This window comes from Nocardia puris (assembly GCF_003315035.1).
GTDB lineage: Bacteria > Actinomycetota > Actinomycetes > Mycobacteriales > Mycobacteriaceae > Nocardia > Nocardia puris.
Map to the genome: position 1 here is coordinate 1 of NZ_QNRE01000027.1, position 11,939 is coordinate 11,939.

General features: G+C 70.3%; 10 protein-coding genes. 3 read left to right on the forward strand and 7 right to left on the reverse strand.

Annotation, left to right across the window (positions count from 1 at the left end; all coding sequences use genetic code 11):
* Positions 1 to 325: 325 nt before the first annotated feature.
* From bioD to DFR74_RS33820, 4 genes are all read right to left on the reverse strand, one after another.
* Entirely contained in the window at positions 326 to 1,000 is a 675-nt protein-coding gene (bioD, locus tag DFR74_RS33805) for a dethiobiotin synthase (RefSeq protein ID WP_067514081.1), read from the reverse strand.
* Positions 997 to 2,145: an 8-amino-7-oxononanoate synthase gene (locus tag DFR74_RS33810; RefSeq protein ID WP_067514080.1), complete on the reverse strand. Its 1,149-nt coding sequence runs from the start codon at positions 2,143 to 2,145 to the stop codon at positions 997 to 999. Before DFR74_RS33810 ends, bioD begins: the two co-directional genes overlap by 4 nt.
* Positions 2,146 to 2,280: 135 nt before the next feature.
* Entirely contained in the window at positions 2,281 to 3,558 is a 1,278-nt protein-coding gene (locus DFR74_RS33815; protein ID WP_067514079.1) for an adenosylmethionine--8-amino-7-oxononanoate transaminase, read from the reverse strand.
* 289 nt (positions 3,559 to 3,847) lie between these two features.
* On the reverse strand, positions 3,848 to 4,279 hold the full coding sequence (locus DFR74_RS33820; protein ID WP_067514078.1) for a MarR family winged helix-turn-helix transcriptional regulator: 432 nt from the start codon (positions 4,277 to 4,279) through the stop codon (positions 3,848 to 3,850).
* Between the two features lie 29 nt (positions 4,280 to 4,308).
* On the opposite strand from DFR74_RS33820, the gene DFR74_RS33825 reads away from it, so the two are divergent.
* The 3 genes from DFR74_RS33825 to treY are packed head-to-tail and all read left to right on the forward strand — an operon-like array spanning position 4,309 to position 9,456.
* A complete protein-coding gene (locus tag DFR74_RS33825; protein WP_067514086.1) occupies positions 4,309 to 4,842 on the forward strand; it encodes a cupin domain-containing protein in 534 nt (177 codons plus the stop codon).
* Between the two features lie 52 nt (positions 4,843 to 4,894).
* Positions 4,895 to 7,015: a glycogen debranching protein GlgX gene (gene glgX / locus DFR74_RS33830; RefSeq protein ID WP_067514077.1), complete on the forward strand. Its 2,121-nt coding sequence runs from the start codon at positions 4,895 to 4,897 to the stop codon at positions 7,013 to 7,015.
* An 11-nt stretch (positions 7,016 to 7,026) separates the two neighbouring features.
* On the forward strand, positions 7,027 to 9,456 hold the full coding sequence (gene treY / locus DFR74_RS33835) for a malto-oligosyltrehalose synthase (RefSeq protein WP_084538186.1): 2,430 nt from the start codon (positions 7,027 to 7,029) through the stop codon (positions 9,454 to 9,456).
* Here treY and DFR74_RS33840 read toward each other — a convergent pair.
* The 3 genes from DFR74_RS33840 to DFR74_RS33850 form a co-directional block, all read right to left on the reverse strand.
* Positions 9,434 to 10,669, reverse strand: coding sequence for a DUF2235 domain-containing protein (locus DFR74_RS33840; protein WP_067514076.1), 1,236 nt, complete (start codon positions 10,667 to 10,669; stop codon positions 9,434 to 9,436). The genes treY and DFR74_RS33840 overlap by 23 nt on opposite strands.
* 306 nt (positions 10,670 to 10,975) lie before the next feature.
* Positions 10,976 to 11,398 carry a hypothetical protein gene (locus DFR74_RS33845; protein ID WP_067514075.1) on the reverse strand — a complete coding sequence of 141 codons (423 nt, stop codon included), beginning with the start codon at positions 11,396 to 11,398 and terminating at the stop codon, positions 10,976 to 10,978.
* 106 nt (positions 11,399 to 11,504) lie between these two features.
* A complete protein-coding gene (locus tag DFR74_RS33850) occupies positions 11,505 to 11,861 on the reverse strand; it encodes a nuclear transport factor 2 family protein (protein ID WP_067514074.1) in 357 nt (118 codons plus the stop codon).
* Positions 11,862 to 11,939: the final 78 nt, after the last annotated feature.

Here is an 11,939-nt window from a genome sequence, read left to right on the forward strand (position 1 = left end):
GCACTGACATTCATCGACACACTATTGAGTTCTCAAAGAACACACGCACACCCATCCACACCAGAATCACCCGGTACTTCAGAGAGGCAACTTTTTCTCAGCTTAGCCCGACCAACACCCAGAACCAAATCCAGGAACCAACCGAACCAGTGTGATCGCCAGGCGCTCCTCGTCCTACCTCGTTTCCCGTCGCCCTCGCCCAGCCTTTCGGCTTAGCGTCTCGGCTCCGGGTCGGTGTCCGTGTCGCTCTGACCTGGAATAAGTTACGTAGTCGTGTGCACGATGTCAAATCCGCAGGTAGAGGCGGTGAATCGGCCCTGAACGTCTAGCGCCCCGCGAGCCAACCCGGGATGAACCACCCGGGGGCCGCCGCCACGAACCTGTCCCGGCTCCAGGAGCCGGCGCCCGCGGGCACGACACCCACGACGTCCTCCCCCGTGACGAGGGGCAGATCGATGCGGTTGCACTCCGAGGCGAGGTCGGGCTCGGCGGGCCAGGCGCCGATCACCAGTCCCGCGCAGCGCACGCCGGCGGCGGTGAGGGCGCGGACGGTGAGCTCGGTGTGGTTGAGGGTGCCGAGCCCGGCGGCGGCCACGACCACGACGGGTGCGTCGAGTTCGCGCGCCAGATCGGGGAGGGTGAACTCCCCCAGCCGGACGAGCAGTCCCCCGGCGCCTTCCACCAGGGTGAGGTCCGCGTCCGACAGGGAGCGGACGGCGGCCGCGGTCTCCGCGAGCGTCAGCAGCGGCTGGCCGCAGCGGCGCGCGGCGGTGTCGGGGGCCAGCGGTTCGGGATAGCGGGCCAGTTCGAGCGTCTTCACCGGCCCGGCCAGACGTTCGACCTCCGCGAGATCGCCCGGTTCGCCCGGCGCGATGCCGGTCTGCGCGGGTTTGCACACCGCGACGCTCTTGCCGGCGGCGATTGCCGAGGCGGCCAGCGCGGCCGTGACGACCGTCTTGCCGACCTCGGTGGACGTTCCGGTGACGAACAGCAGGCTCATGCGGGCACCGGGTCCGCTCCGCGCGCCGCGGCCAGGACTTCGCCGAGGACGGTCGCGATGGTGTCGAGTTCGGCCGGGGTGAGGTCGGCGCGCGCGGTGAGGCGCAGCCGTGACGTGCCCTCGGGGACCGACGGCGGCCGGAAGCAACCGACCTCGAGCCCGCGCTCCCGGCAGGCTCGCGCCGCGTCGTAGGCGACCTGGGCCTCGCCGAGCACGACCGACACGACCGCCGAGTCGGGTTCCGGCACGCCCGCGATGCGGGCGATGTCGGCGGCGCGGCGCAGCACGCGACCGGCCATATCGGGGTCGCGGCGCAGCAGGCCCAGCGCGGCGCGGGCGGCGCCGACGGCCGCGGGCGCCAGGCCGGTGTCGAAGATGAACGTGCGGGCGGCGTCGATCAGGTGCGCGCGGACCCGTTCGCTCGCGAGCACCGCCCCGCCCTGCGCGGCGAAGGCCTTGGACAGGGTCGCGGTGATGATCAGGTCGGGCTCTCCCGCCAACCCCGCCTCGTGCGCGAGACCGCGCCCGCCGATGCCGCGCACACCGAGACCGTGCGCCTCGTCGACGATCAGCACGGCGCCGTTCGCCCGCGTGACGCAGTGCAGATCCGCGAGTGGCGCGAGGTCGCCGTCGGCGCTGAACACCGAGTCGGTGAGCACGAGCGCCCGCTCCTCGGTGCGCGCGGCCAGCAGGCGGTCGACCGCGGCGACGTCGCGGTGCGGGGCGATCTCGACGCGCGCCCGGGACAGGCGGCAGGCGTCCACCAGGGAGGCGTGGCTGCCCGCGTCGGAGACGATCAGCGCGCCCCGCCCCGCCAGCGCGGTGACCGCGCCGAGATTGGCGGCGTAGCCGGAGGCGAACACCAATCCGGCTTCCGCGCCGACGAATTCGGCCAGCTCGGCCTCGAGCTGTTCGTGCTCGGCGGTGGTGCCGGTGACCAACCGGGAGCCGGTGGACCCCGCGCCCCAGCGCCGGACCGACGCGACCGCCCCCTCGATCACCTCGGGGTGCCGGGTGAGGCCGAGGTAGTCGTTGGACGCCAGGTCGATGGACGCCGATCGCGCGGCGCGCGGGCGTAACTCGCGCCGTAACCCGGCGTCCACGCGCTGCGCGGCGCGTTCGTCCAACCAGCTCAACGGATCCATGCTCACAGCTGAGCAGCATACTTGAACGGTGTTCAGGGCGGTCCGGGGGCGGGGACCCACGCGTGACTCGCGGCGGTCGTACGAGTGCCCGCAGCGAAGTCTTCGGACGCACCGCCGAGCCGCCGCGAGCAGGAGTCAGCCCCGCTGCGCCGCGACCGCCGCGCGGATGCCCGCGGTGAGCGTGGCGATGTCGTCGGGGGTGCTGATGAACGGCGGCATGGTGTAGACGAGGTTCCGGAACGGGCGGAGCCAGACGCCGGCGTCGACCGCGGCGGCGGTGGCCGTGCGCATGTCGACGGGTTGGTCCAGCTCGACCACGCCGATCGCGCCGAGGACGCGGACGTCGGCGACGCCGGGAAGGTCGCGGACCGGGGCGAGACCCTGCGTGAGGTCGCGTTCGATGCGGGCGACCTCGCCGCGCCAGTCGCGGGAGAGCAGCAGCTCGATCGACGCGACCGCGAGCGCGCACGCGAGGGGATTGCCCATGAAGGTCGGGCCGTGCATGAGCCCGCCGTGGCCCGCGCTGATCGTCTCGGCGATGCGCGAGGTGCACAGTGCCGCGGCGAGGGTGAGGTAGCCGCCGGTCAGGGCCTTGCCGACGCACATCACGTCGGGGCTGACGCCCGCGTGGCCGGCGGCGAAGAGCGCGCCGGTGCGACCGAAACCGGTGGCGATCTCGTCGAAGACGAGCAGGACGTCGTTGGCGTCGCAGGCGCGGCGCAGGTCGGCGAGGTAGCGCGGGTCGTGCCAGCGCATACCGCCCGCGCCCTGGACCACGGGCTCCACGATGACGGCCGCGAGTTCGCCCGCGTGCTCGCCGATGGCGCGCGTCAGCTCGGCGGCGTAGTCGGCGGAGTAGTCGCGCGGCGGGGTGGGCACGAAGATCTGGTCGGCGAGGATGTCGGTCCACAGCGCGTGCATGCCGCCGTCGGGGTCGCAGACGCTCATCGGGGTGAAGGTGTCGCCGTGGTAGCCGCCGCGCCAGGTGAGCAGGCGGCGCTTGCCGGGGCGGCCGAGACTGCGCCAGTACTGGAGGCACATCTTCACCGCGACCTCCACCGACACCGACCCGGAATCACAGAGGAACACCTTGTCCAACCCGGCGGGCGTGTGCTCGACGAGGAGTTCGGCCAACCGGGCGGCGGGTTCGTGGGTGAGTCCGCCGAACATCACGTGACTCATGCGCCGGGACTGCTCCAGCAACGCGGCGTCGAGTACCGGGTGCCGGTAGCCGTGGATCGCGGCCCACCAGGAGCTCATACCGTCGACCAGTTCACGTCCGTCGGCGAGGGTGAGCCGCACCCCGGACGCCGACGCCACGACCAGCGGCTCGGTCGTCGCGGGGAAGCCGCCGTAGGGGTGCCAGACGTGCTTGGCATCGATGGCGGTGATCTCATCGGGGGTCAGTGGCACGGGAATCCTCGCGGTCGTCGGCCTTGAACGGTGTTCAAGTTACCACCGGACCGGGCGTTACCCGACGGGGATGCGGGGTATCGGTCACGGTCGGCGGGGAGCACGCCACCGATGCCCCCTCCCCTCGGCCACCACGCCGGCTTGCCGCGACAGTGCCGGATGGGGGGAACTCGTCGCGAGACGACCACGCGACCGACTCGCCGGCCGGCCGCGCGCTCCCGCCGAACGGCGAACGACACGCACGGCGAAGCAAGCATCGCTCCTGCGCGCCGGCGGAGCGCGAGGACCGTCAATCGCCGATCACGTCGGGCACTCGCCCCAGCGCCGCACGCAACCCCGCGACCGCGTCCACCCCGAGCGCCGCCGACAGCTTGCCGTCGAGTTCGGCCAGGCGATCGGCCGCGAAAGCCACCGCGGCACGGCCCGACTCCGTCGTCATCACGAGCCGAGCGCGCTTGTCGGACGGGTCGACCCGCCGCTCGACATACCCGCGGCGCTCCAGGTGGGTGATCAGCTCCCCCATCGCCTGCTGCGTCATCCCAGCCGCGTCGGCGAGCGCGGTGACGCGCGAGCCCTCCGGGGAGAGATGGCGGAAGACCGCGTAGTGGGCGGGCCGCAGGTCGGGGTCGAGGGCGGCGCGCAGGTCGCGGTTGAGGGCGGACTCGTAGGCGCGGGTCGCCTCGACCAGGAGTTTCAGGAGGGTGGGTTCGGCCGTTGACACAATAGGAAGGTTACCTTTATAAATTGACCATGACCAGTTCGGCGCTCACCTTCCGCAACGGCCACCGGGTCACGCTCGTCGACCAGAGCGCCGATGACCGCGGTCCGTACTTACGGTTGTCGCACGTGCTGCCCGAGCCCGGACGACAGGCCGGCCCACACTGGCACCCGGTGATCACCGAAAGCTGGACGGTTCGGCAGGGCCGGTTGCGCTTTCGGATCGAGGGCGAGGAGACCGTCGCCAACCCCGGCGACACGGTCACCGCTCCCCCGCGCGCGGTCCACGAGTTCTGGAACGAGTCCCCCGACACCGTGATGGACCACGAGATCCGGCCCCCGGCACAGCACTGGGAGATGTTCCGCCTATGGCAACGGCTAGACGTCGACGGCAGAACCACCCGTGGTCGTGTGCCGCGTAACCCTCTCGCATTGGCTCTGTTGTGGGAACTACAGGACGGCTATATCGCGGGCGTCCCGGCCGCAGTTCAACGCATAGTCTTCGGCGGACTGGCGGCAACCGCCCGGCGCGTGGGTTACGAACGACGCATCCGTTCCACTATGTGAGCCCGGCGGCCACACACCGCCCGGTACCGGGCGTCACGCTACTGTCGTGGGCATGGCCCAGCCCGACGCAGTGCCCGGTGACGTCACGCCACTCGGCGTCTGGCCGGGAACGGCCTACCCCCTGGGCGCGACCTATGACGGGGCAGGCACCAACTTCTCGGTGTTCTCCGAGGTCGCCGACGCGGTCGAGCTGTGCCTGATCGCCAAGGACGGCACCGAGACCCGCGTCCGCCTCGACGAGGTCGACGGCTACGTCTGGCACGCCTACCTCCCCACCATCGGCCCCGGCCAGCGCTACGGCTTCCGGGTGCACGGCCCGTGGGATCCGGACCAGGGCTTGCGCTGCGATCCGAGCAAACTGCTGCTGGACCCGTACGGAAAGGCGTTCGACGGCGACTTCGACAACGACCCCTCGCTGTACACGCACGGCCTGGATTCCCTGGGCCACACCATGACCGGCGTGGTCATCAACCCCTTCTTCGACTGGGGCACCGACCGCGCGCCGAACCGCCCCTACCACGAGACGGTGCTCTACGAGGCGCACGTCAAGGGCATGACGATGACCCATCCCGACGTGCCCGAGGAACTGCGCGGCACCTACGCGGGCATCGCGCATCCGGCCGTGGTCGCGCATCTGAAGAGCTTGGGCGTCACCGCGATCGAGCTCATGCCCGTGCACCAGTTCCTGCACGACCGGGTGCTGCTGGACCAGGGACTGCGCAACTACTGGGGCTACAACAGCGTCGGCTACCTGGCCCCGCACAACGAGTACGCGGCCAGCCCGCGCGGCGGGGCCGCCGTCACCGAGTTCAAGGCGATGGTGCGGGCGCTGCACGCCGAGGGCATCGAAGTGATCCTGGACGTGGTCTACAACCACACCGCCGAGGGCAACCACCTGGGCCCGACGATCAACTTCCGCGGTATCGACAACGCCGCCTACTACCGCCTGCTCGACACCGATCCGTCGCGGTACATGGACTACACCGGCACCGGCAACAGCCTCAACGTGCGCCATCCGCACACCTTGCAGCTGATCATGGATTCGCTGCGCTACTGGATCCTCGACATGCACGTCGACGGCTTCCGCTTCGATCTGGCCGCCACGCTGGCGCGCGAATTGCACGATGTGGACCGGCTTTCCACGTTCTTCGACCTGGTGCAGCAGGACCCGGTGGTGAGCCAGGTGAAGCTCATCGCCGAGCCGTGGGACGTCGGCGAGGGCGGCTACCAGGTGGGCAACTTCCCCGGCCTGTGGACGGAGTGGAACGGCAAATACCGTGACACGGTGCGCGATTACTGGCGCGGCGAGCCGGCCACGCTGGGCGAGTTCGCCTCTCGGCTCACGGGCTCCTCGGATCTGTACGAGGCCACCGGGCGCAGGCCGAGCGCGAGCATCAACTTCATCACCGCGCACGACGGGTTCACGCTGCGGGATCTGGTGTCCTACAACGAGAAGCACAACGAGGCCAACGGCGAGGGCAACCGCGACGGCGAGAGCCACAACCGGTCCTGGAACTGCGGGGTGGAGGGACCCACCGACGATCCGGACATCCTCGCGTTGCGCGCCAAGCAGAGTCGCAACCTGCTCGCCACCCTGGTGCTGAGCCAGGGCACCCCGATGCTCGCCCACGGCGACGAGCTGGGCCGCACCCAGCACGGCAATAACAATGTGTACTGCCAGGATTCGCCGCTCTCGTGGATGGACTGGTCGCTGGCCGAGACCAACGCCGACCTGCTCGAATTCACCAGGCGCGTCATCGCGTTGCGCACCGAGCATCCGGTGTTCCGGCGGCGCCGGTTCTTCGAGGGCCGTCCGATCCGCGGCAAGGACCACACCCGCGATATCGCCTGGTTCACCCCGGCCGGCGAGGAGATGACCGCGGCGGACTGGGACAGCGGCTTCGGCAAATCGCTCACCGTCTACCTGAACGGGCGCGGCATCCCGGAACCGGGCCCGCGCGGTGAGCGCATCACCGACGACTCGTTCCTGCTGTGTTTCAACGCCCACGATCAGGATCTCGAATTCGCGCTGCCCGGTACCGATTACGGCGGTCCGTGGACGGTGGCGCTGGACTGTTCGGCGCCCGACGGCGCGGCCGAGGCCACCCATGAGGCCGGCGCCGTCCTCACCGTCCCCGCCCGCTGTCTGCTCGTCCTCCGTTGTTCCCTCTAACCGACACGCCGATGACCACACCGAGTACGCCCACCGACATCCACCGCACCGACCCGATCGGCCGCGTCGCCGCGCGCCCGACCCCGGTGCGCAGCACCTACCGGCTCCAGTTGCGCCCCGACGCGCTGACCTTCGCCGACGCCCGCGCCATCGCGGAATACCTGCAGCAGCTGGGTATCTCGCACCTGTACCTCTCGCCGATCCTCACCGCGGCGCACGGGTCGACGCACGGCTACGACGTCACCGATCCCACCACGGTCTCGGCGGCGCTCGGCGGGCCGCTCGGGCTCAAGGCGCTCTCGGACGAAGTGCGCACGCGCGGTATGGGTTTGATCGTGGACCTGGTGCCCAACCACGTCGGCGTCGCCGATCCGCGCCAGAACGCGCTGTGGTGGGATGTGCTGCGCAACGGCAAGGAATCGCCGTACGCGCGGTTCTTCGACATCGACTGGAGTCCGGGCAACGGCGCGGGCGGGCGGCTGGCGCTGCCGGTGTTGCAGAGCGAGAACGATCCGGCCGCCCTCACGGTGGACCGCACCGGCCCGGAACCGATGCTGGCCCTGCACGATCTGCGCTTCCCCATCGCGCCGGGCACCGACGGCGACAACGCGCTGCGCATCCACGACAAACAGCACTACCGGCTGGTGAGCTGGAAGGCGGGCGTGTGCACGTACCGCCGCTTCTTCGCGGTGAGCACGCTGGCCGCGCTGCGCCAGGAGGACCCCGAGGTCTTCGAGCTGACCCACCGGGAGCTGGCGGCCTGGTGCGAACACGATCTGATCGACGGCGTGCGCGTCGACCATCCGGACGGATTGTCCTATCCGGCCGCCTATCTCACGCGACTGCGCCAGCTGATCGGCCCGCACCGGCTGCTGCTGGTGGAGAAGATCCTGGCCAACCGCGAACCGCTGGACCCGACGCTGCCGGTGGACGGCACCACCGGCTACGACGCGCTGGCCGGACTGGGTGGCGTGCTCATCGACCCCGACGGCGAGCAAGCGCTGACCGAGCTCTCGCGCCGGTTCGCCGGGCACGGCAGCGACCGCGCGTGGATCGGCGAGACCGAGCACCGCATCAAACGCGCCGTCGCGGAAAGCATTCTGGCGCCGGAGATCCGTCGGCTGGTCGCGGCGATCAAACGCGACGCGGCCGCCGAGAGCTTCGACACCATGGCGCTGACCAACGCGACCATCGAGGTGCTGGCGTTCATGCCCGTCTACCGCGCCGACTACACACCGCTGGCCGGGATGGTCGGCGCGGTGATCGCCGAGGTCGAGAAGCGCAACAGCGAACTCACCGCGCCGCTGAACGTGCTGGTGGCCGCGCTGGCGGCCGACGGCGAAGCGGCGGTGCGGTTCAACCAGGTCGGGGGCGCGATCACCGCGAAAGCCGTGGAGGACACCATGTTCTACCAGGCCGCGCGACTGGTCTCGCTCCAGGAGGTGGGCGGCAATCCGGCGCGGTTCGGCCACTCGCTCAACGAGTTCCACCTCGCCAACACCGAACGCGCTCGGCGCTGGCCCGCCGCCATGACCACGCTCAGCACGCACGACACCAAACGCGGCGAGGACGTGCGCGCCCGCATCGGCGTGCTCTCCCAGGTGGCGGGCACCTGGGCGCGGTCGGTGGAGTCGTGGCTGGAGACCACCCCCGCCCCGGACGGCGCGACGGCACTGTTCTTGTTACAGAACATGTTCGGCGTCTGGCCGGCCGACGGGCGGCCCGCCTCCTCGGTGCCCGGATTGCGCGAGCGCCTGCACAAGTTCGCCGAGAAGGCGATGCGTGAGGCGGGCACCCGCACCTCCTGGGAGGAGCCCGATGCCGAATTCGAGGCGTCGGTGCACGCCTGGATGGACGCGGTGATCGACGGTCCGGTGGGCTCCGAACTCAGCGACCTCGTCCACGATCTGGCGCCGCACGCGTGGTCGGACGCGCTGGCACAGAAGCTGCTCCAGCTGTGCGGGCCGGGGATTCCGGATGTGTACCAGGGCTGCGAACTGTGGGAGGACACGCTCGTCGACCCCGACAATCGCCGTCCGGTCGATTTCTCGGCGCGTACCGGCATGCTCCAATCGCTCACCGGCACACCGGCACTCGATCCGTCGGGCGCGGCGAAGATGTGGATCGTCGCCTACGCGCTGTGGCTGCGCCGCGAACGTCCCGAGTGTTTCGTCGGCGGCGCCTACACCCCGCTGTTCGGTGTCGGCGAGCAGGCGAGCAAGCTCGTGGCCTACGCGCGCGGCAAGTTCGGGGAACCGGCGGAGGTGATCGTCGCCGCCACCCGACACAGCGTCGCGCTGTCCGAAACCGGGTGGGGCGACACGATATTGGACCTGCCGCCGGGCAACTGGACCGACCGGCTCACCGGGCACACCTTCCAGGGCCGGGTTCGGCTCGAGAAGGTGTTCACCCGGTTGCCTATCGCGCTGCTGGTGCGCTGAGCTCCGCCTCGGCGTCCGGGCGGCTGCCGTTGCGCGGCGTGCCCACGACCGCCGACGGTGCGTCGGGGACGATCTCCACGAACTCCTCGGGCGGCTCTCCGTTGCGCGCGTGCAGCCACCGCTGCAAGTTGGCAGGCCGGTAGCTCTCGTCCTCGTAGACGGTGGAGGCCAGCAGCACGCCGTGGTCGCCCGGAATCTCGAGCCTGCGACGCAGAGTCGGGTGGAACCGCAGTGGGTTCGGCCGGAACACCGCCCGCAGCAGGTTGTCGACCCAGTACAGCGGCCCGCAGGACGGGTGCTGCTTGCCGTGGTCCTCGATGCCCTGGCAGCCCACCATCACATCGTCGAGCAGCGCGCGGTCGAACACCAGGCCCTCGGCCTCCGCCTCGGCCGCCATCCAGCGCAAGCTGGCGTCGGACAGCCCGCACTCCGGGTAGCCGCCGCCCACATCGGTGTGCACGCCCCGGAACCACACCTGCTCCACGCGTTCGGCGTCGCGATGCTTGACCCGGTCGTACTTGACGCCCAGCTCGATCGGCACCTCCCACAGGCACGGGGTGAACGCGCGGCGGCGGTCGTCGATGGCCAGCGCGTGCCGCGCGCACAGCACGTGCTGGGACAGGGCCACGTTGTGGAATCGGTGCCGCCAGGACGTGATCCCGGGGACGCCGAGCGCGCCGACGGTGTCGAACACGCCGAGGAAGTCGATCCAGCGGTCGCGGTGGCTGTGCACCCGGCGGAACTCGCGCCAGTCGCGTTCGCTCGGCGGTTTGCGCACCCAGGGCAGCTTGCTCGCGCGCCGCCGGTACATCCGCAGCGCCGTCGGATAGTGGCCCTCGAGCATGGATTTGGCGCGCATGATGCCGATTTTGTCGATGAGGCCGACCAGGCTGCGCGCGGTGTAGGCGCCGCGGCTGAACCCGAAGATGAACAGTTCGTCACCGGGCTCCCAGTTCAACGCGATCTGCCAGTACGCGGCCGACAGATTCGCCCACAACCCCATCCCGAACGCGCCGCCGAAGAACCGGTCGGCCGTGAATCCCCGTGCGCCGGGGCCGGATACGTAGATCACTTGCTGACAGACCGTCTCGCCCGACCCGTCGGCGGCCGGCGCCGTCGCCGGAATCGTCCGTGCGATCTTGACGATGTTCGAGACCGTGCTGCTGTTCTCGGCCTTCCAGGTGCCGTCGCAGCACACCACCAGGCGTTTCATAGCTGAATTGTCCCCCTCCAGCCGCTCGGAATTGCGCGTATCGGACTACTCGAATCTGTCGATCACGCTTCGGAAAGCCTAGAGGTAACGGTGACTTGCGCGCGTACCTGGATACGAGAAGGCCCCGGACGAACCGGGGCTCGGGGCGGGCGGCGGACTACTCGGAGCCAGGTCGGGTCGCCGAACACGGCACCCGAATCGTCGGACTCCTCGGACTCGAAGCCCACGTAGGTGAACTGGCGCAGCGTGACGGGTCCGGCGCAGGCGAACGGCCCCGGCGCGTGGCCGGGGCCGTGTATGAGGTGGTCAGCGCGCTTTACGCAGTCCGAGCAGCTGAAGGGCGGCGAATCCGCCGACCACCGCGGCCTGCATGACGGCCCACACCGCGCCGAGCGCCTTCAGGTCGAGCACACCGGTGGCCAGGGCCACCAGGCTCACGACCGACCACGCGATATTGCCCACCACGACGGCGCGCACGCCGGTCGCGTTGATCGACGCGGGCGCACCGACCAGGCCCACACCCGCCGCGTACACCAGCAGGAAGACGCCGATGCCGACGCCGATGCGGGAGTCGAGGCCGAGCAGCGATTCGATCGGGCCGGCCAGCACCAGGTAGGCCAGGCCGTTCACGCCGGTCACGACGGCGTCGAGGCGCAGCGAGAGACGGAGCAGTTTGTCGCCGGGGGCGAGCAGGCCGGACAGGGGGTTGGTGGCGGTCGTGGTGGTCATGGTGGATCTCCTAGCGGTGGAAGGAAAAATTTCAGGCGGGGTTCGAGGGGCCTGACCCGGGGCCCTACGTGGTGACGCTGCGCTACCACCTCCGGGCCTGACCCGGTCAGGCGGTGGCGGGGACCTTGTCGAGGAAGCCGTACACGTCGGCGATGCGGCCGTCGCGCAGTACCGCGACGTCGAAGCCGACCACCAGCGCCGGGCCGTCGGCCGGGCCGAGTTCCCAGGTGAAGCGCACCTGGTCGTGGTGGCCGTCGACCGGGCCGGCCAGCCGGAACACCAGGCCGGGGAACTGGTCCTGCACGGCGGCGATACCGGCGTCGAGCGCGTCGCGCCCGGTGACCGCCATGAGCGGGTCGACGTAGCGGGGCTCGTCGGTGAAGAGGCGGTCGATCCCCGCACGGCGGGCGGTGGCGTCGGTGGTGTTCCACAGTTCGAGGTACTGCGCGACCAGGTCGTTCACGGTGACTCCTTCGTTGTCCGGTGCGCTGTGCGGCGCGATGAGAAAACCGTATGGCGGCGGTAGGGGTCGCCGAATCAG

Bases quoted from the DNA above. Each gene is read 5' to 3' on its own strand.
- DFR74_RS33840 (WP_067514076.1), bottom strand. From the start codon at position 10,669: ATGAAACGCCTGGTGGTGTGCTGCGACGGCACCTGGAAGGCCGAGAAC.
- DFR74_RS33825 (WP_067514086.1), top strand. From the start codon at position 4,309: ATGACCAGTTCGGCGCTCACCTTCCGCAACGGCCACCGGGTCACGCTC.
- treY (WP_084538186.1), top strand. From the start codon at position 7,027: ATGACCACACCGAGTACGCCCACCGACATCCACCGCACCGACCCGATC.
- DFR74_RS33845 (WP_067514075.1), bottom strand. From the start codon at position 11,398: ATGACCACCACGACCGCCACCAACCCCCTGTCCGGCCTGCTCGCCCCC.
- DFR74_RS33810 (WP_067514080.1), bottom strand. From the start codon at position 2,145: ATGGATCCGTTGAGCTGGTTGGACGAACGCGCCGCGCAGCGCGTGGAC.
- glgX (WP_067514077.1), top strand. From the start codon at position 4,895: ATGGCCCAGCCCGACGCAGTGCCCGGTGACGTCACGCCACTCGGCGTC.
- bioD (WP_067514081.1), bottom strand. From the start codon at position 1,000: ATGAGCCTGCTGTTCGTCACCGGAACGTCCACCGAGGTCGGCAAGACG.